Raw genomic sequence first — 19,766 nt, 5'->3', positions numbered from 1 at the left:
TCCCAAGCGCGGTGTATTCTTTCCTTCTCCCTTTTTAGTAGGTGGCAGGTAAACCCTTTATGGAACGGACTGGGATGATGTTAAAAGTGGCTGCTCTAGTCGTGAGTATTTTTGCGCTGCTATGGATATTGATCGTTGCGGTTAACTCTGAAGTAAGTAGCGCTGGAGGAGGCAAGCTATCCAGTAATCCCTTTGAATATTGCGCGGCGGTAGTGAATGATGACAACCCAGTTCAGCGCTTTGCCGGCCAAGCTATGCCAGAGGAAATCGTTGATGGTATCAGAAGAGCGGCCAATCTCGATGCAGAAGCACCTGAAGATTGGGTCGCGAGGGGGACTTATTGGCGATGTATGGATGGAAGTGTCTATGCCTGCTTTGTTGGGGCTAATCTTCCCTGTGATGAGAAAGCTGACACTAGTCGGAAGCCGAGTAGTGCCATGCTTTCATATTGCAAAGATAATCAAAGTTCCGGGACCATTCCTGCAGTAGTGGCTGGCCGTGCCTCTATGTATGAATGGCGCTGTAGGTCGGGTGCCCCGGAAATTATCAGGCAGATTTCTAAACCCGATGCTCGGGGTTTTTTGTCTAATTATTGGTATCGGTTAAATAAGCCTGCTTCTGTTGAATAGGGAAAGCCTACAATCAGAAGGCTTTCTCTTCCCGCCTATCTATAAGTTATCCCTGTCCTTCCATCTTTTCATTGTCCATGCGCTTGGCGAGTTTGTGGCCTTCGTCCGACTGCCCAATTTTCCAGTAACTGGAGATATAAATATGGGTTTTGGGGATTACTCTTTCCTGCTTAAAGAACTGCCGCAGGGTGCGCATGCTGTCGAATTCACAGGCGGCCCATACGGAGGCCTGCCCATCGAGCCAGGTTAGTGCCTGTAATTTTTCCAGGAGTTTCTCGCCGGATGGAGCCGGATTGATAATCCATTGGATTTGCAGGTTCTCTGGGTGTTCCAGCTCCTGAATATCCGCTTCACTGGAGATCTCAATTAATGCGTAACCCTTTGCATCCTTGGGTAGCTCCGCAAGGTTTACGCTGATGGCTGGCAGTGCAGTCATGTCCCCCAATAGTAAAAACCAGTCTGCCTCGGGATTGGTCATTTTTTTGGGGCCGGGGCCGCGGGTTAAGATCGTATCGCCAGGCTGCGTTTTAAGTGCCCAGCTTAGAGCGGGCCCTTCGTGTTCATGCAGGGCGAAGTCGATATCAATTTCAGTTTCACGCTGGTGTCTGATGGTGTAGCTTCGCAATAGAGGGCGCTCGCTTCCAGCTTGTGGAAACAGAAATTTGATATAGGCGCTTTCCTGATTGGGGGCGAGAGTTTTTAAATCATCGCCACCGAGGGTGATGCGCAGCATATTTTCAGTAACTTGTGTCCTGCGAATAACGACCAATTCTCTGGTAACTTTCTCGGCCATAGGGTTTAGCTCCTTTCGTCAGGGGTGGAGTGCTCTTTCATATTGGCGACCATAACGCTGGCAATGCGGGCGAAGTTTTCTAGCTCTTCAGTACTCAAGTTGCGAGTCATTTGCCTGGCCACTTCAGCTTCTTGTCCGCTCACTTTTTCCAGCGTGCTTATTCCGTCAGTAGTTAGTGTCAAAAACTGGCTGCGCCGGTCATTGGGGTTGTCGGTCTTTGCGATTAGCCCTGAGTGCACCAGGTCGTTTAGCACCCGTGTTACTTGGGCTTTGTCCAAATTCATCCGCTGGGCAATTGAGCGGGCAGTACTCAGTGGAAATTTGAAGACACCTTTGAGTATCCGTATATGGCTCACCGGCAAGCCAATTTGCTGCTCCTGTATGCCAGCTCGCAAACGCCGTTTGTAGGCGTGAATAAGCTGGTGGAGGGATTCATTGATTGCGGTATCTTTCATGGCGCCATGCTAACTGGTTGATAGTGTCAACTTTATTGATGTTGGTTGACTCTGTCAACTAAGCTCAGATGGAAGGAGGTTGGGTTGATAGTCTGTGGAGGGTAATTTGGTTGGGGGTGCAGGGAGGCTGGGAAGGGGGTATCCCCTTCCCGTGAGCTTAATTAGGTGCTACCAAGTCAAGCTGATATCGGTTCCATCAAACTTTACATCTGAATCGTACACATACTTCAAGGTGCCTTTCCAGAAGGAGCCGTGCCATTCCCAGTCGGCATCGTAACTGACTTCATTGAGCACCTTCTGTCTAAAAGCATCAAAGCTCCCGTAGCGCTCTTCACTTCCCATAATGACGACCCAGGTCTGCTCGTTCCAATCACAGGTCACAGTGTTGGAGTCACCATTGCCACAGGGGTAGCGGACAGCAACGTATCCATCATCTTCCCTACCAAACTTCCAGTTACCGCTGCGGGACTCCTCCTCGAACTCTTCGGGCCACTGTAGTGCGACATCGGAGCCACCGGAGTGAAACAGTTCTATTTCCGGGTAGGGGTTGTATTGGATCACGGCGACATTGTTTACCTGCTTTATTTTCGGCAGGTGGTCATTTTGCATGGTGCTATTGCCGTCACCGACTTTTGCCCAGATAGATTGGGAACCGGTGGTGGCTATCCAGGGGGTTTGCTGGTAGCCCTGGCGGCCTCCCCAATAATTCTGGATGGAGTGCATCATGACTCCGCCATCTTTGTACATGGAGAAGTTGGCCGAGGAGAGGACAGAGCTGCGGCTGAATACAGCCCCGGCCTTGGCGGCCGCAGGGGCGGCTGCTTCGGATAGTCCCAGGAATTGGTCAAATGCTTTGAGTCCCTCATAACCTTCGAGTTGGTATTTGCTGGCGAACCAGGCGGTATCCGCTGCGACATCGGGGTGGAAGTAGGCTCCCTGGCTCCAATAGAAGGGTACGCGCTCTTCCCGGGGAAAGTCTGCATAGATCTCGTTTCTGGCATCCCCCAGCGAATGGCCGACTGAATAATTTATGTTGAGATCTTTACCGAAATATTCGAAAACCTCATCGGTGATTTCCAACCCGGATGTGGCGAGCATTACGCCGGCGGGACTGGGGGTGCGTACTGACTCTTTGCCCAGACCTGTCAGGAGGTAGATAATCCGGTTGATATTCCCTCCGGACCCATTGCGGCGGTACCCGTCATTACTGCGCCCGGCTGCGGCGAAGTTGATCCCCTGGTCGTTGGTCACCAATAAAATATCTTGCAGCAAGCGATGAGCAGCGCCGATTGCAAGTTCACGAATTTCCTCATCCTCTGCAAAGTCTACGAGGTTTAGCAGTGCCGAGAGGGTATAGGGGTAGTAAACAGGGGAGTAGAACTCATAGAAACCATATTGGTTCTTCACTTCCAGATAGCGCTTTAGGCGCTTATAAGTTCTGTCGTCCTCAAATGCCCCATATTTCTCCTGGAGGAGATATTGGGCAGAGGTGTACATGATCATATGGTTTTCTGAAGCAAAGACATGGTCACCCGTCCCGCCTTCTTTAAACCAGAAGTGATAGCCGTCGAGTGCGGCAAAGAGTTCGTCTTTTATTTCGGGGCGGAAGAATAAGATGCGGATTAGGCGGGTGAGAGTGAAGTCAGAATTTTTCTTGCCGCCGTTGCGGAGTACATCCAGGTTCTTATTTAGCGCATCCCAGTTGAGATCATCACCGGTGTATGCCTGAAGTACGACGGCAGTATCGTTGGTAGAGGTGACTCCTTCCTCAATATATTGCAGCTGCCTGTCAATATAGGCGCTCTCATCAAAGGACTGGGCTTGAGACGTCGCTGACGAAATCGCCAATCCTAATAAAATCGGGTACAGCACTCCTGCTGATGGCACTTTCATAAGTACTAGTTCCTATTTGGTTTTAATTGATTTATAAAATAAATACAAGCGTACCACTTATCTATTACATAAATTTGACGCTTGAGAAGCTAGTTATTTTCTTTCGGGATTAGTTGCAAAAACGATCAGCGGATATTGCTGGTTCTCAAATTGAAAATATTTTTTAAGTAGTCATTCTTGAGAAGTAGGGGGCTAGTGCTTTATCTAATTTTTCTGGCGTTTCCGCTGTGTCTAATTGGTACGCAGGCGTACTCAAGATAAATTTGGTTTATGTTCTGTATTATTGGGTAGGTAAAGTAGAAAAGTTACTCTGTCATCTCGGGTGAGGTTGTGATTCGTGCGCTAGGCTATTTTCCGTTGAGTGACGATGGTTCTTCTATATTGTGGTTTGATTCGCGAGTAAATATTGCAGTGGCCCTACAACTCTAGGAGAGGGAGATGAAAAACCTACTGATATTCTTCGCAGCCGGAAGCCTCGGTGCTTTGGCAAACAGTATTGCGGTGTGGCTATTTGGCCAGTTGGGGATTAATGCCGCTTTTGGCGTATCAATTGCCCCTCCTCTATCTCCTGAGTGGCTTTATCCTCGTATTGTTTGGGGTGGCTTATGGGGACTGCTATTTATTCTTCCGTTCTGGTCATCGAAGTTACTTTTAAAAGGAGCTCTTCTTAGTTTTTTTCCCTCTGCATTTCAATTGTTTGTGGTTTTCCCTGTGATGGCAGGGAAGGGTGTTGCCGGATTTGAGTTGGGAGTCTTAACACCAGTCCTGGTATTGTTTTTCAATTGGATTTGGGGTGTTGTTACTGCCCTAACTATTAAGGCTGCTCGGTAATAGGGTGTTAACTTTGTGGTGGTAGGCTTGGCGCTATAGAAATCTTGGCAGTTGTTACTTTTGGGGCAGTTTGACCTCGCTATATCGCTTTTCTCCTGCAAACTATCGATCTTATGTCAAGGTTGTACGTTACTCATGTAATCTATCTATTTCGTATCAAAGTTATTCGAATGGGGAAGTTGAACGTGAGAAAAACGGCAAAAATCTGTAGCCTTATCTGCTCTATGATAATTCTTGTGACGGGCTTTATTACACCTTCACAAGCAGCTGAGAATAAGCGGATACTAATCGTTGCTTCTAATCTTCAGGATATGGGTGATCCGGAGAAACACGATGCGAGAAATAATTTGTGGGAGTACGCTCCGCCTTACCATATTTTTGTTTCCCATGGGTATAACGTGGACTTTGTTTCGCCAAAAGGTGGGGTGGTCCCGTTTATGATGGATCCACTGGGGATTAGTAGTTACACCATCAAATATGAAGGTTTTTTAGAGCGGGCTAATAGTTCACTAAAGCCTGAGCAAGTAGTTATAGAGAATTATGCAGCTGTTTATATCGGTGGAGGCTATGGAACCTTATTTGATGTGGCATCTAATCGTGAGCTGCTAAGGAGCCTCTGAATAACTCCATAATGCCTCTGCGGGTCTTGAAGGCTGCAGATGTTAGGCGCAGCTCGCCGCGAATGGCCGTAGCCCTTGGCAAGAGCTGCAACGCAGCAGCTGTGGCCTTCAAGGCCCGCCCTTCGGGGCTTGCAGAGCGATTCACACTCCGCGTTGCGACTTCTTGAAAGGTCTAGACATTCCTGCGAAGCCGCGCCTTGATTGTGAACCGCTCTGCATGCCAGAGGTATCACGGAGTTATTCAGAGGCTCCCTAATATTATGGGTGGGATTTACCAGAAAGGGGGAGTTGTGGGCAGCTGTGGCCATGGGGCAGGTGCGTTTGCTGATGTGAAACTGAAAGATGGCCATTATATGGTAAGGGGCAAGAAGGTTGCCGGTTTCCCGGACTCCACAGAAAAAGAGAAGTCTTGGGCTAAGCAGGGTACTTTATTACCGTTCTTGGTAGAGGAACGCCTTCGAGAGAATGGAGCCATTATTATTAATAAGGATAATGTTGCAGATAAGCATGATGTCATATCCGATCAGCGTATTGTTTCTACAATGTTTTTACCTTCTTCTGCGCTGGTTGCAAAGGAAATGCTGGGTTTAATCGAGAGCAACTAAATTGCTCCAGTACCTTATTGTGTATTTGCTCTATCGTTAGGCAGTCATTCTGCGGGTCAAGCTCTAACGAGTTTGGCCTCAATGCGACCAATCTCTACCTGTTAGTCTCAATATGCTATAACGCGGGTAACCAACTCGGGATCACTCGATCGCCCTTGTAGCTAAATCTTGTCTCTGCATATTTATCTACCATTCTTTCTAAAGGGAACTGAAATCGGCGGCAGTGAATATGCGTCCATTTATTGTATTAATAATATCGGTAACTTTGGGGAAGCTGGCCTATGTGTTTAGCCCCTCTCTGGGGAACAATGTAATAGTGGCCTTATTGGCTCTATTGGGTGCGGTTCCCTATTTGTTAATGCCGATTAGATCCGAGTTTTTCAAGGCGCAAATTCTTCAATGGGCTAAACAGAATGATATTGGCGTTTTGAGACTCGAGAGTAGGGGGTTTTCCAAAGGACGATTGTTTTGGCGTGTATCTGATGCGCAAAGCGTCTTCTGTGTTACCTCAAGAGAAGCCACTTACTGGGTGGCCTGCGGCTCATGGCTGCTGGGTTCTTATAGTCGGAAGCTAATCATATATAAAGAGGTTGGGGGTGCCTTGGATTTGATTGCAGCATTTGACGGAGATAGTTGCGAGGCTGAGTGATTCTGATCAGTGCTTACTGGGCTAGAGGGTTTGATTTGATAGCAGCAATGTGAATATAAATGTATTTTTGTTTGCGATTCATTATAAGAAGCAACCTATCTCGATAATTCTGTAAAGGATTCCCAGGCTGACGAGCAGAAAATTGCTGATCTGGGGCAGGATATCAAGAATTTACAGGCAGATATCAAACCCCTGACTGCCAGCATCGTTACGCTGGATATTGCCGATGCCACTGTTATCTCTCTCGGTACGGTTGCTTCTATCGTGGCTTTTCCAGAGGGCTTGTTGAAATGGTTTGTGATGGGGCCGGTGGCTGCTGCAAAAATTGTTGCGGATCAAAAGAGTATTCAGGATCAGCAGGCAGAGATGGACCTGATCACTACTGATGTATCCACTCTGCAAGTACTGTCTCAGAGCTTTGGACAGCTAACAGAAGAAACCCAGCAAGTTGAAGATAATTTACAGGCCGTGTTGCAAGAGCGGCAAAGAATTGAAAGTGATGTTTCCGATGCGATAAGTGATATTCAAACTGCGATCTCTGATGAAGAGGGGGCAAACTATACAGCAGTTATTAATGGCCTCAACGAGGCGGTGTCCGAGTGGAATATGCTTATTCCCAAGTGGGAATCCTGTTTGTTGAGCTCAACGTGAACAATGCAGATTTGAAATTTGGGATGAGTTCAGAACAGGTTAAATCTGATTTTTCTGCTGGAATCACTGTTGGTGTGAATCAGTATTATAATACTCTATAAGAAGTATTTTTTAGTTTTACTGAAGGCTTACCTAAAAGGTAAGCCTTTTTTGGCTTTTGATAGGGGGTACAGGTTCGCTTTCTAAGGTGGTTACAGAATGGCCATCGATTTTCACCTGGAGTTCACACTATTTTTATGGGCACATTTCAATTCGTGTATTTGTAAGCGATTCTAAATTATTCATCTAGTGTTTTTGAAAGCGCTGACCTGAGATACTATAGTCGCACTTCGGCAGACTCTGAAAGTGTACAAGCCCCATGAGTGATATTTATAAAGCCCCTAAAAGTGAATTAAATATAAGTAAGTACCACTCTTTGATTGAGAGGTTACTGAAAGAACAGAGTATGCCCCTCGCGATATTTGCGGTGTTGTTAGGTACATTGGGTACGCTCGTTTTGCTTTCATTTGCCCGCGGTATTATCCCTTTGTATGTTTATGTGATCCCAGGATTTATTGCAGGTATCCTCGTTAAGTTTATGGGGCGGCCTGTTACAGCATCCTACCGTGTGATTCCTGGGCTATTGAGTGGGGTGATCGTCTCTATCTGGGTGAGCTTAGGGGGGATTTCTATTTATACATTTTTACTTCCACTATTAAACATCTTGTGTTGTCTGGCTGTGTCAAGGCGCCGATTAAACTATGAGGAAGAGAAAGCGTTGTATAAGTACCGGCATGGATTGGTGAAGTTATGACAATGATTATCTCAGCTTGGTTGTTTAGAGGTCGTATTTAGTTCTATAAGTACGACCTCTTCATAGGCTCTGGAGGCCGAAACTACTCCTCGTAACGAATGTCAGTAATGTAGAAAGCCTGCCACTTTTCCCCCTGACGGATATCCACTTCATCATCGAGCTTGCGCCCTAATAAGGCACGGGCAACGGGGGAGTCCATAGATATCAAGCCTGCTTTTACATCGAATTCATCGGGTCCTACAATGCGGTAGCAAACGCTCTCTCCCTCATCATCTTCAAGCGTTACCCAGGCTCCAAAAAAAACCTTTTTCTTATCGTCCGGTATTCGATCTACAACAGTAATCTCTTCCAGGCGCTTAGTGAGAAAGCGCACGCGGCTGTCGATTTCCCGCAGCCTTTTTTTACCGTAGATATAGTCTGCGTTTTCCGAGCGATCTCCCAGCTTGGCGGCGTCGCTAACCGCCTGGGTTACCCGGGGGCGTTCCTCCTCCCAGAGGTGCTTAACTTCGGCGCGCATACGCTGCGCGCCCTCTGCGGTGATGTAGCGGGAGCCGCGTGGACGCGGCGGTCTCCATCTTCCCATAGTATTTTTTTAAACTCTTTTTAATTCAATATTGTTTAATTATAGGTTTTCGATGGTAATTCCCGGGCCGGGTTCCGCGAGCGGGAAATTAAATATGCGGCTGTAGAATTCAAGCTCTCCCTCCAGGGCCAACTTGATACTGTCGCCACTGCGGAACCCATGCCCTTCATTGGCAAATGTAATATAAGACACCGGAATACCGCGCTCCCTCAGGGCATCCACCATGGTTTCGGCTTGGTTGGGTGGTACTACCTTGTCCTCCATGCCCTGGAAGAAAATCACAGGGCAATTCAGCTTTTCGACATCGTTAATGGGGGAGCGTTGAAGGTAGACTTTTTCTGCGGAAGGCCAGGGCCCTACCAGTTTATCCAGGTAGCGGGACTCAAACTTGTGGGTGTCTTTGGCGAGGCAGCTCAACTCCCCAATTCCATAATGGCTGGCACCCGCTTTAAAGGTATCGTGGTAAGTCAACGCTGCCAGCACTGTGTAACCGCCGGCACTACCGCCTTTGATCAGCAGGCGATTGGGGTCGGCGAGCCCATCTTCTACTAGGTATTCTGCACCAGCGCAGACATCTTCCACGTCGTAGATGCCCCATTTATCGGCGAGGCGGTCCCGATATTCGCGGCCATAGCCGGTACTGCCGGAGTAGTTTACGTCCAGAATGGCAAATCCCCGGCTTGTCCAGTATTGAACTTTTAGGCTGAGGCCTGCTGATGTAGCGCCGGTGGGGCCCCCATGACTAAATACAATCAGCGGTGGCTTGTCGCCACTGGGTGCTTGGAAGTTGGGGTTGTGGGGTGGGTAATAAAATCCGTGTACCGCGCGATTATCCACTTGGAAAGTGACGGCTTGAGCGATGGAGAACAAATCAGTTGTCAGCGAGCTGCTATTGCTACTGGCAATCTGTTCCGTTTTACCCGTCTTTTGGTTAAAGCTAATAACAGCGGGAAAGCTCTCTGCACCTGCGGCAATCATCACCCCGCTGCCATTTTCACAGTGCAGGCTTTCGATATCACAATAAGGCTGGGGAAGAGTTTGATACTCTCCGCTTTTTATGTCGACCTTTCCAAGGTGCCAAGTGCCATTCTGGGTGTAAGTACAGAGGATTTCTGTGGGGCTAATAAAGCCGTAAGTGGACATTCCAAATACCCACTGTGGTGTGGCGAATTCTGCTTCTTTTTTCCACAAGGGTTCGCTTTGTCCCAGCCTATATAGGTTCCACCAGTTGTTGCGATCAGAGACATAGCAGAGTTCGCCCTCAGGAGACCACTGGGGCTGAAAGACGGATTCATTCTCACCGCCGGCTACTTGGGTGACTTCACTGATATCCCCCATCTGATCGAGTTTGGCGATACAGAGCTCTGTCGCGTCCCAGGGGAGGTTAGGGTGGTGCCAGCGCAGAAATGCGAGTCGATCACCGGCCGGATTCAGGGTTGGGTTCGAATAAAAGTCTGCCCCCTCCTGAAGGATTGTCGGTGAATTAGCCAGTGGGTTGTTTAGGTCTACCGCGATAATGCGCGCACGGGGTTCCTCGCCCTGCTGGTGGCCACTGGCATCTTCCTCGACACAAATTAATCGATTTCTCAGAGGGTCGATAATCAGATCGGCGTAGCGGGAGCTATTTTCTGCGGTGATTGCTTCGGGGATCGCATTGTCGAGCTTCATGCGATAAATGCGCTGATCTTCTGCCAGTACGAAATAGGCGGTGTCACCGTGAACAAGGTAACTGCCGCCTCCGTATTCATGGGCTTTGGTGCGTACGGCGATTGGGGCGGGGGTGAGATCTCTGCGCCCATTCTTTGGACAATACTGCACCAGTACATTCCTGCCTTTTTCAGACGGGCGGGACTCCAGCCAGTAATAGCGGCCATCTACTAAATTGGCTTCTGCCAGGCGAACGCTGCCCTCCACGAGAAGTTCTGCGTTGATTGCAGATTTCCAGCTGCCGTAAGGGGCGATGGTTGGAGTGATAGTCTCGCTCATGAGGTACTTACTTCCTTATTGGGTTATTTCGCATTCTGCCGAGATGAATCCGGGGAAACAAGGTGCCTTGGCGGGGTCCCTATGATAGTCTCGCAAAACCAAGCAAGCGCTTGGTGCTGTATTTTGTCGATGCACTATCCAGAATCAGCTCTTCCACTCGCTCTGGTCCTCTTACGATCAGTTGGTGTTGTAGGAGCGACGCACACACGCTGGATAGCCCTGTAAACAGCGGCCTTAACAAAGATAATTCAGGAGAGCCAGCGATGTCTGATGAAGTGGTGATTACTTGCGCCCTAACCGGAGTGCTTACCAACCCCCAGCAGCACCCGGTCCCGGTAACCCCCAAGGAAATGGCGGAGTCCGCCCGTGAAGCCTACGATGCGGGGGCTTCCGTTATGCATGTTCATTTCCGCGCGCAAGAGGAAAACAAAGGCCATTTACCCACCTGGGACCCGCAAATAGCCTTGGAAATTGCCGATGCAATTCGCGATAAATGCCCTGGCGTTATTCTAAATTTTTCAACTGGCACTATCGGACGAGATCAGCAAGGTCCCTTGAGTTGTGTACGTGCCGGTAAGCCGGAAATTGCCGCCTGCAATGCGGGAAGCCTGAACTATTTAAAGGCGCGATCCAACGGCACCTGGGCTTGGCCACCCATGGTATTTGATAACCCGGTCGATAAGGTAGAGGAGCTGCTGGCGGTCTGCCGGGAGACCGGTACCCGCCCAGAGTTTGAGTGCTTTGATATCGGTATCGTTCGCTCTGTAGGCATGTATGCGGATGTAGGGATGGTGGATAAGCCCAACTACAACCTGGTGATGGGAGTGGCTTCAGGTATGCCTGCCGATCCCGATTTGCTGGAAATTATTCCAAAATATATGAAGCCCGGCAGCTTATGGCAGAGCACAGTGATCGGCCGTGAGGAAATCTGGCCGGTGCATCGCAAGACTGCAGAATTGGGCGGCCATTTGCGCACTGGAGTTGAAGATACCTTTTACTTGCCGGGAGGAGAACGGACTTCGGGGAATGGTCAATTGATTGAGGCTCTTGCGGCTGTAGCTGAAGAGACTGGGAGAAAGGTGGTGTCACCGAGCCGGGCGCGAGAGATTTTCTGCTAAAAGCAGCATGCGCCATTGATTGCGTCCAGCCCCTTGCTGCGGAATTGCTTTCTGAGGCTGTAGACTGTCAGCTATTACTTTTCTTCCTTTTGGGCCGCATCAGAATACTGATGCGGCTCTGTCATATGGGGCCGATGGGCTCTGTTTTTCCAGCATTAACTCCAAGGTGACTAGTAGATTGGCCTGCTAGTCTTAGAGCCAAATAACAGACTTGTTTAATAACGATAAGTTGTCCTGGGAGTGGTCAATGCAAGGGTTTCTGGATCATTTCACTACCCTGATCGAGTGGGCAAACCTGCTTGCCTGGGGTGGCGTCGGTGGCATCTGGTGGCTTGGAATCTTGATTTTAGGATTGCTGCCGGCGGGGCTCTACTTCTCTATTCGGACTCGCTTTATACAATTTCGTCACTTTGGTCATATGGTCAAAGTCATGATTCGTGGCATCCATAAGGAAAATGAAAATTCAGTAACCGCATTTCAGGCATTTGCCACTAGCGCAGCTGCGAGAATCGGCACCGGAAATATTGCTGGTGTGGCTGTGGCTATAACCGCTGGCGGGCCCGGAGCGGTGTTTTGGATGTGGCTGGTGGCCTTGCTGGGGATGGCCACCAGTTTGGTGGAGAATACTCTCGCGCAAACTTACAAAGAGCGTGGTGATGTTCCCGGGGCATTTCGTGGGGGGCCTGCCTATTACATTGAAAAGGGGCTGGGACCACAGTGGAAATGGCTGTCCCTGACTTTTTCAGTTTTTCTCATGATTTGTTACGGATTTACCTTTAATGCTGTGCAGTCAAATACGATGGCTGCCGCATTGTATGGAGCTTGGGGTGTAAGCCCTTTATGGGTGGGTTTTTTTATTGCGCTCTTTGCCGGGATTATTGTTTTTGGCGGTATTCGTTCAATTGCGCGCTTTGCCGGTATTGTTGTCCCTTTTATGGCAATTGGTTACTTGTTGGTGGCTTTCTATGTTTTGGTCGCCAATATCGCTGAATTACCTGGGGTGCTGTTGGAAATTCTGGCAAATGCCTTCGGGTTTCAGGAGGCTGGGGCGGGGGCCTTTGGTGCGGCGGTGGCCAATGGAATCAAGCGGGGCCTGTTTTCCAATGAAGCTGGACTTGGCTCCTCGCCCAATGTCGCTGCTGCTGCAGATGTAAAACACCCAATGGTGCAGGGATACGTGCAAATGGCATCGGTATTTCTCGATACCATTATTATCTGCACTTCCACGGCAGCAATTATCTTGGTGGCAGATGTCTTTATGGTCGGCAATTTGGAAGGGGTTGAGTTGGTTCAAGACGCACTGGCGAGTGAGGTGGGTACCTGGGGAAGTAGTTTTATTGCTACTGCATTGATGTTTTTTGCCTTTACATCAATTATCGGTAACTACTATTACGGCGAAACCAATATTTATTACCTTTACCACACCCGAACATCCATCTTATGTTATCGGCTATTGTTTTTAATGTTCGTGCTTTTTGGGGCTTGGGTGGCAGATACGGGAAGTGCGGAAAACTTTGTCTTTCTTTGGCGTATGGCCGATGTCTCGATGGGTTTTATGGCATCGGCAAACCTTATAGCTATCTTACTTTTGTCTGGTGTGGCCTTTAAGGTAATGGCAGATTACGAGAGTCAGTTGTCTTCAGGGGTGCATGAGCCGGTGTTCAATGGAAGTAAATTTAAAATAAAAGGCATTGAGCAGGATGTTTGGGGTTGATATCAATTTGAGGTTAATACCAAGAGTGCTCAATGCCATCCAGTTACAAGCTGGGCTTGTGCATAGCCAGATAAAAAATAGCGACTACTTGCAGGAAGGCAAGTACACAGGCAGTGATTCTAATTGGCTTGGAAAAGTTAGGGCGCAAAGCAAAGACGCCAGCAATAATGTAGCCAAATACCAGGGCTACTTTCGCAGCTAGCCAGGGCGATGTGCCCGGGTTCCAGCTGCCGAGAACCACCAGTCCGGCAGCCGCAGCTAACAGCAAAGTGTCGTTGAGGTGTGGCACCCAGCGCAGAGGGCCATTTCGCCAGTCCGTGTTGTGGCTGAACTCCAATCCCACTCTGATGGTAAACAGCAGGATACTGAGCGCTGCGGCGGTCATGTGGACGTGTTTTATAAGGGCATAATCAATCATGGTTATGATCTGGCTGTATGTTGACCAAGGTGTTCTGTGTATCTTCCAGACAAAGGGAAGGTGTGATTCTAGCCGCCAAAGCATAACGACATGCTGTGGTCGGATGCAATATGCAAAGCGGGGAAGGCAAGAAACCTACTGTTAGCGATATCTCATAAGTTAATACTGCTAGCAGTAGGTACACAGATCATATCTGTCAGTTTGCTTTGGTGGGCCGGCCTCAGGTTTTGGTGCTGGCGGGGCCCATATGCGCGAGATTAGTTCAGGTTTCTGATCTGGCCATACTTCATCCGTTGCGCTACGCCATGTTCAGCCCGAATCATATTTTCGTTAATGGCTAGCGGGTCAGTAGGTACATTACCGTCATCGTCACTGAGCCCGACAGTGGCGATCTCCTCACGCAATTCCATGGAGCCACCTACCCAAATCCAGCCGCTAGTTCTGGTTGAGATCAGGTTGTTGCGGTTTGGGATAGTTATATTGTTATAAACAATATTTAGACCGCCATTGGCAATGCGGGCCATCGTTAAGGGAGCATTTTGCTGGCGGAGCACTCTACCCATGGGAGCCTGGCGTTCATCGGCCAGGAAAGTGGAATTTGCACTGCCCGACAGGTATCGCCCGCGATTACAGCGGTCAGCGTGGACCAATTCATGGGCCAGGGTGATATAGCTTGGGCAATTCCCCATTGCTACGGTGCCGTTGTTGGCCAGGTTGGCGGTTTGCAGGGCTGTATTGTTCCACATTACAACGCCGCTGGAGCCGCTGCTCATCACTTTGGCCATAAAGCCTCTGTCCGGGCTTACTAGTGGGAGGTAGCTCTTAAAGCCGCTCCATACCTGATCCATCAGCCACTGGTCTGGACGAAATCCGAGAGCGTGGTGCTCAGTAATTCTGGTGTCGTGGCGGCTGGTAATTAGTCGGCGTAGCAGAGTGGTGCTGTTTGCCCTCAAGCCAGCTGCAGTCAAAATACCAACTCCCTCTGTAATTCGCAGCACATGTCGTCCCCCGGTTCGGTATCGCTCCTGTGTATAGGTAAGCGCGGTACCGACACCGCCAACAAGAGTATTCAGGGCAGCCCTTACTTGTGTGATAAACGTGATATTACTGGAGTCAATGCAGAGTCCCATTGTTATTCTCCTGTCCTGCTCGCAATACGAATTATCGTGGCTGAGAAAAGCTGTGACTTTTTGAAGTTTCTTAAATGGAAATTAATACGTAAGCAGTATAAAGCTAAAGGTATTAATCGATATGATTTTGATAATAGTGTTCTGTACTTGCTTAGAATTTTTGAACTGAAAAGTTCTCTTTGGTCAGGTTGTATATTTTGTAAGCGAGGCAGGATGAATTCCTGGAAAATTAAAATTTTTTTTGTAATTTTTTTGAAATACATCTTGTAACTATCTAAATGATTATTTTAGGGATGCCTCTACGACTCTACTCCCAACTGGTACGTTTTGCTATATATTTTATTTTCCATGATGATTATTTTAATAAATTTAAATAATTGTCCGTTGAGCAGTGTTGGAGAGCGCTATTTGGCAACTTACTACTGGGGTGGAAGGAAAGAATACACCGCACTCGAGACACGCTGTGAATACATCCCTGTAAGCTCCTAATCGGCATCCATGCCTCATAGGGTCCCAAGCGCGGTGTATTCTTTCCTTCTCCCTTTTTAGTATGTGCTTGTCTGCTTTTGGGTACTGCGAAATGCTAAGTTTGGCTTGCATTGTGTGTTTTCTTGGTTCTGATTGGGCCTCAAGGGATGTAGCTGTGAAGTATTAAGGAAAGTATTTGGGGGAGAGATGTGGGATTAACCATTAAATTAGCGCTGGTGTTAGTTGTTGTTGCGGTTTTGATTCTGGTATATGCAACTGCTTCCTATAAAAAATATAAATGGATAGCGGTTGAGTATCCTGTTGATGTTACAAAAAAGGGAAGAAATGAATTTAACTTCCGATCGCAATTAAGCGTGCCATTCGAGCTGGAGTTGCAGACAGAAAGGGTGCTTGATTTTCGCGAGCAAAATTGTCGGTTGGGTATTCAATTTCTTGATAAGGAAAAGTATAAAGATCATTCTGAAACGCTGGTTATCGATTGGGCAATTTTAGAGGAGGGGGTCGAGGTTGCAATGGGTAAGAGCGGTGATGAGGCCTCAGGATTTTGGGGGTCAACAATGGGAAAAACACCGCATGTATTCGAAACAATAAAGGGCAGGAATTAGCTTCTGTGATAGAGCCTGACCCTGCACTTGCTGTTACGGACCCGATGCTTAAGGTGGTAATTGATCGGATAGAACACAAAAGTGCCGTTATTTACTTCGGCCTGCTTAATTTAACTTCTTTTCTGCTTATTGTTATCGCTGCTGCAATTTGCTTCATTGGACTTACTACTGGGGTGGAAGGAAAGAATACACCGCACTCGAGACACGCTGTGAATACATCCCTGTAAGCTCCTAATCGGCATCCATGCCTCATAGGGTCCCAAGCGCGGTGTATTCTTCCCTTCTCCCTTTTTAATATCTTCAAGTGGCTGACTTGAAATTGCTAGCTTGAACCACACATAAGTAGATCCAAATGGCGATTTGTAAATGGGTTTGATTTACCAGGCGGAAGCTAAATGGCCCCACTGTTAATAAGCGTCAAACTCTAGTGTTCATGGTACATTTTGTACAGAGTGAAGGTCGTTGTTCATAATCAATCGGAAAAAGGATACGGCGATATGTTAAAGGCGGAATATCAAGAGCGCGGACCAGTGCCGCAGGATGTTATTGAGGCGGTGTCCTTTGATACCCCTGAACTTCAAGAGGGGCAGGTGTTGCTGGAGATGCTGGCAGCTCCAATTAACCCTTCAGATGTTCTGACCCTGACGGGCGATTATGGGATGTTGCCTCCTCTTCCTGCGGTTGGAGGCAATGAAGGTGTTGCTAAGGTCGTCAAACATGGACCTAATGTTACCGCGCCAGCCATTGGCCAAGTCGTTCTCCTGCCGGTAGGAAGCGGCACCTGGGCCACTCATATGGTGGCCAATGCTCAGGGGCTGATTCCGCTCCCGAATAATGTAGACCCCCTACAGCTTTCCATGATAACGATTAATCCGCCAACGGCTTACTTGCTGTTGAGCGAATTTGTAGATCTCAAGGAGGGGGATTGGGTTATTCAAAATGCCGCAAACTCCGGGGTGGGGTCTTATCTGACAACCCTGGCCAAGTTGCGGGGCCTGAAAGTGATCAATGTTGTCCGCCGTGAGTCTTTGATTGAGCCGATGAAGGCCGCAGGCGCTGATGTGGTTCTCGTGGATGGTGAGCACCTGGGTAAGCGAGTGGCTGAGGCTACTGGTGGTGCTGAGATCAAGCTAGGCATTGATGCTGTTGGTGGAATGGCAACTGCTCGCATGGGCGAAGCTCTGTCAAATGGCGCAACCTTAGTGAATTATGGCGCGCTTAGTGGGGAACCCTGCGTTATCGCACCGGGGATGATCATCTTTAAAGATATCACCGTGCGCGGGTTCTGGTTGGCCAAATGGTTCGGCTCGGCATCCCCAGAGCGGCAACAGGAAGTTTTTGGCACTATCACAAAGCTTGTAGCGGAAGGTAAGTTATCTGCACCAGTTCATGGCACATACCCTCTGTCTGAAATTAAAGAAGCGGTACGAATAGCTGCGGCAGGCGGGCGTGACGGCAAAGTACTGGTTGTTAGTGAAAGCCTGACTAGCTGATTGCTCGCGCATTTATTTTTCTAGCGGAAGTGTCACCCAAATAGGCGACACTTCTGCAGACCGCTCCGTCATTCGTACGGAGCGTTACTTCCCAAATGCTACCCTTGATGTCAGTCCTGACATTTCGTCTAAGTTTGTTTGTTGCGATAGTTTTCAGCAAAAGCATTCGTTCGCAAAAATGAACACAAATACATTCTGCTTGCATAATACTTTGATCTCTAGTTCATCCGCCGGAGGCTGCTGCCAGATAATGGAAGAGGGTTCCAGTGCTTGTCTTGTATTGTCTCAGGAGGTGCCAAAGTACCTGGGGGATGAGTATCGAGCATGGCATCAGAAGCTGGTGGATGTTGCGCTAGATTGTGATGGGCTGCTCGAGGTGAATTTGTTAGAGCCCGTTTCTAATATCCAAAATGAGTGGGTTCAAATATTTCAATTTGATACGGTTGCTCACCTTGAAACGTTTCTTGGAAATAACTTACTTAAAGATCTAATTGCTTTTTTAGAGAAGAAATTCTCGGTTGAAGTAGTATCTCAAGTTATCGCTGGTGCAGATCAACTAACAGTGCCCGTAACGATTGTGATATCCAAAAAAGTGAAGCCTGAATTTTTTCGCGAATATATGCAGTGGCAGAAAGAAATTGATAAAGCACTTAAAAAATATCCAGGCTTCTTGGGTGCTGGTCTAACTAAGCCAATAAAGGGGGTTCAAGAGGAATGGGTTGCAATATTTCGATTTGACTCCAATAAGCATTTAGACAGCTGGCTTAATTCTGATGAACATAGGCGATTGGTAAAACGTGGTGAAGGGTTTTTTGAAGATGTAAAAATCAAGCGGATAGGGCATGGCTTTGAGGATTGGTTTTCTCGGGCTCGTGGCCGAGCTCAAGACACCGCGCCCTCGCAGTGGAAAATGGCCATGCTCATTTTATTGATGTTATATCCGATAGTTATGGTTATTACGATGTGGTTGCTACCTTTGGTAGAGAGTTGGCCCTTTGCGACGACTAACTTCTTTATCAACTTATTAATTGTTGCGTCGCTTACTTGGGTGGCGATGCCGCTGATCACTAGAGCTTTTAATATTTGGTTGTCTGACAAGTCAGGACAGCTAACAAAAATCAACACTATCGGAACCCTTATCATTATTGTTCTCTATGGGGTCTCGATAATGCTTGTTGCTTGGCTGTCGAGCCTGAGTTTTAAGTAGTCTTTCATGATGATCAAAAGAGAGCTGTTTATCTGTTTTTAGTTTTTTTCGGACGGGGTATTTTTAGTGGTCTAAGCTTGGCGGTTAACAGAAGGCACTAGGTATCGAGCGAGTCAAAGGATAGATGGAGCACGTATAGTGAGCAACTTAAAGAATCGGTCTGAGAGTAAAGACTGGCCAGAGTTACCCTACGCTGAGTCGGTAAATACGATTGCCACCCTGCATATGTGGATGCAGGTTATTGGCAAGATTCGCCTGGTACAAACTCCTTGGATCAATCACTCCTGGCATGTTCCTTTATATATTACCGCCAGAGGGCTGGAGACATCTCTTATCCCTTATGGAGGGCGGTCGTTTTCTATTAGCTTTGATTTCTATCATCACGTACTGAAGCTGTTGACCACTGAGGGGGGAGAATGGGTGTTACCCTTGGAGTCCCGCACAGTATCTGATTTCTACTGGGAAGTAATGGCTGCACTCAAGCAGCTAGGTATACCGGTTGAGATTAACACCATGCCATCCGAAGTGGCGGATGCGATACCCTTTGAGAGGGATCAGGATAACTACGAGTATGATCCCGAATATGCTAGGCAGCTGTGGCAGGCGTTGGTGCAAATTCATCGGGTTTTCACTGAGTTTCGCAGTCGCTTTATTGGCAAGTGCAGTCCAATTCATTTTTTTTGGGGAAGTTTTGATTTAGCACTTACCCGTTTTTCTGGCAGGGAGGCGCCTCCGCACCCTGGAGGCGTTCCACATTTTCCCGATTGGGTGGCCAGGGAAGCCTACTCCCATGAGGTTAGCAGTGCCGGTTTTTGGCCTGGTGGCGGCGGTGTAGATGGCGCTTGCTTCTATTCATATACTTACCCAGAGCCCCAGGGATTTTCCGAAGCAAGGGTGGCGCCCGCCTCAGCTTACTATTCCAAAGATTTGGGTGAGTTCTTGCTGCCCTATGATGCGGTGAGAGCTTCACGCTCCCCTGATGAGGCGCTGTTTGATTTTTTGCAGAGTACTTATGAAGCCGCAGCCGATAAGGGAATGTGGGATAGGTCTGCCTTAGAGGAAAGTTTCCCCCCACAAGCCCGGTAGAATTTGTGGGGGCTTTGC

19 protein-coding genes are annotated in these 19,766 nt (G+C 48.2%); 12 read left to right on the top strand and 7 right to left on the bottom strand.

Annotated elements, in window-relative coordinates:
• Positions 1 to 59 precede the first annotated feature (59 nt).
• Positions 60 to 629, top strand: a complete 570-nt coding sequence (locus ACJJI4_RS11545) for a hypothetical protein (RefSeq protein WP_444928168.1) — start codon at positions 60 to 62, stop codon at positions 627 to 629.
• Between the two features lie 46 nt (positions 630 to 675).
• On the opposite strand, the gene ACJJI4_RS11540 is transcribed toward ACJJI4_RS11545, so the two are convergent.
• From ACJJI4_RS11540 to ACJJI4_RS11530, 3 genes are all read right to left on the bottom strand, one after another.
• Positions 676 to 1,422, bottom strand: coding sequence for a siderophore-interacting protein (locus ACJJI4_RS11540; RefSeq protein ID WP_444928167.1), 747 nt, complete (start codon positions 1,420 to 1,422; stop codon positions 676 to 678).
• 5 nt (positions 1,423 to 1,427) lie between these two features.
• Positions 1,428 to 1,877, bottom strand: a complete 450-nt coding sequence (locus ACJJI4_RS11535; RefSeq protein ID WP_444928166.1) for a MarR family winged helix-turn-helix transcriptional regulator — start codon at positions 1,875 to 1,877, stop codon at positions 1,428 to 1,430.
• Positions 1,878 to 2,045: 168 nt separating this feature from the next.
• On the bottom strand, positions 2,046 to 3,770 hold the full coding sequence (locus tag ACJJI4_RS11530; RefSeq protein WP_444928165.1) for a hypothetical protein: 1,725 nt from the start codon (positions 3,768 to 3,770) through the stop codon (positions 2,046 to 2,048).
• 438 nt (positions 3,771 to 4,208) lie between these two features.
• Between ACJJI4_RS11530 and ACJJI4_RS11525 the strand changes: the two genes are divergently transcribed.
• From ACJJI4_RS11525 to ACJJI4_RS11505, 5 genes are all read left to right on the top strand, one after another.
• Positions 4,209 to 4,601, top strand: coding sequence for a hypothetical protein (locus ACJJI4_RS11525; RefSeq protein WP_444928164.1), 393 nt, complete (start codon positions 4,209 to 4,211; stop codon positions 4,599 to 4,601).
• Positions 4,602 to 4,786: 185 nt separating this feature from the next.
• Positions 4,787 to 5,221 carry a type 1 glutamine amidotransferase family protein gene (locus ACJJI4_RS11520; RefSeq protein ID WP_444928163.1) on the top strand — a complete coding sequence of 145 codons (435 nt, stop codon included), beginning with the start codon at positions 4,787 to 4,789 and terminating at the stop codon, positions 5,219 to 5,221.
• A 329-nt stretch (positions 5,222 to 5,550) separates the two neighbouring features.
• On the top strand, positions 5,551 to 5,826 hold the full coding sequence (locus ACJJI4_RS11515; protein WP_444928162.1) for a type 1 glutamine amidotransferase family protein: 276 nt from the start codon (positions 5,551 to 5,553) through the stop codon (positions 5,824 to 5,826).
• Between the two features lie 934 nt (positions 5,827 to 6,760).
• Positions 6,761 to 7,126, top strand: a complete 366-nt coding sequence (locus tag ACJJI4_RS11510) for a hypothetical protein (RefSeq protein WP_444928161.1) — start codon at positions 6,761 to 6,763, stop codon at positions 7,124 to 7,126.
• Positions 7,127 to 7,484: 358 nt separating this feature from the next.
• Positions 7,485 to 7,919 (top strand): hypothetical protein, encoded by a 435-nt coding sequence (locus ACJJI4_RS11505; RefSeq protein ID WP_444928160.1) that lies wholly within the window; start codon positions 7,485 to 7,487, stop codon positions 7,917 to 7,919.
• Positions 7,920 to 8,001: 82 nt separating this feature from the next.
• On the opposite strand, the gene greB is transcribed toward ACJJI4_RS11505, so the two are convergent.
• On the bottom strand, positions 8,002 to 8,502 hold the full coding sequence (greB, locus tag ACJJI4_RS11500; RefSeq protein WP_444928159.1) for a transcription elongation factor GreB: 501 nt from the start codon (positions 8,500 to 8,502) through the stop codon (positions 8,002 to 8,004).
• A gap of 39 nt (positions 8,503 to 8,541) precedes the next feature.
• Complete coding sequence (locus ACJJI4_RS11495) at positions 8,542 to 10,488, bottom strand: S9 family peptidase (RefSeq protein ID WP_444928158.1); 1,947 nt, start codon at positions 10,486 to 10,488, stop codon at positions 8,542 to 8,544.
• A gap of 62 nt (positions 10,489 to 10,550) precedes the next feature.
• Here ACJJI4_RS11495 and ACJJI4_RS11490 point away from each other — a divergent pair, with 62 nt between their 5' ends.
• Both ACJJI4_RS11490 and ACJJI4_RS11485 read left to right on the top strand, forming a co-directional pair.
• Positions 10,551 to 11,606 carry a beta-keto acid cleavage family enzyme gene (locus tag ACJJI4_RS11490; RefSeq protein WP_444928157.1) on the top strand — a complete coding sequence of 352 codons (1,056 nt, stop codon included), beginning with the start codon at positions 10,551 to 10,553 and terminating at the stop codon, positions 11,604 to 11,606.
• 247 nt (positions 11,607 to 11,853) lie between these two features.
• Positions 11,854 to 13,320, top strand: coding sequence for an alanine/glycine:cation symporter family protein (locus tag ACJJI4_RS11485; RefSeq protein ID WP_444928156.1), 1,467 nt, complete (start codon positions 11,854 to 11,856; stop codon positions 13,318 to 13,320).
• A 43-nt stretch (positions 13,321 to 13,363) separates the two neighbouring features.
• Here ACJJI4_RS11485 and ACJJI4_RS11480 read toward each other — a convergent pair whose 3' ends face one another.
• Both ACJJI4_RS11480 and ACJJI4_RS11475 read right to left on the bottom strand, forming a co-directional pair.
• A complete protein-coding gene (locus ACJJI4_RS11480) occupies positions 13,364 to 13,738 on the bottom strand; it encodes a SirB2 family protein (protein WP_413662403.1) in 375 nt (124 codons plus the stop codon).
• 257 nt (positions 13,739 to 13,995) lie between these two features.
• A complete protein-coding gene (locus tag ACJJI4_RS11475) occupies positions 13,996 to 14,868 on the bottom strand; it encodes a M91 family zinc metallopeptidase (protein WP_413662402.1) in 873 nt (290 codons plus the stop codon).
• A 677-nt stretch (positions 14,869 to 15,545) separates the two neighbouring features.
• Here ACJJI4_RS11475 and ACJJI4_RS11470 point away from each other — a divergent pair.
• The 4 genes from ACJJI4_RS11470 (at position 15,546) to ACJJI4_RS11455 (ending at position 19,748) form a co-directional block, all read left to right on the top strand.
• On the top strand, positions 15,546 to 15,962 hold the full coding sequence (locus tag ACJJI4_RS11470) for a hypothetical protein (protein ID WP_444928155.1): 417 nt from the start codon (positions 15,546 to 15,548) through the stop codon (positions 15,960 to 15,962).
• 497 nt (positions 15,963 to 16,459) lie between these two features.
• Positions 16,460 to 17,455: a zinc-dependent alcohol dehydrogenase family protein gene (locus ACJJI4_RS11465; RefSeq protein WP_444897661.1), complete on the top strand. Its 996-nt coding sequence runs from the start codon at positions 16,460 to 16,462 to the stop codon at positions 17,453 to 17,455.
• Positions 17,456 to 17,705: 250 nt separating this feature from the next.
• Complete coding sequence (locus tag ACJJI4_RS11460) at positions 17,706 to 18,662, top strand: antibiotic biosynthesis monooxygenase (RefSeq protein WP_444928154.1); 957 nt, start codon at positions 17,706 to 17,708, stop codon at positions 18,660 to 18,662.
• Positions 18,663 to 18,800: 138 nt separating this feature from the next.
• A complete protein-coding gene (locus ACJJI4_RS11455; protein ID WP_444928153.1) occupies positions 18,801 to 19,748 on the top strand; it encodes a DUF5996 family protein in 948 nt (315 codons plus the stop codon).
• Positions 19,749 to 19,766: the final 18 nt, after the last annotated feature.

Source organism: Microbulbifer maximicatervae (SeqCode), from assembly GCF_052467305.1.
This window is presented reverse-complemented; position numbering and strand designations above follow the sequence as displayed.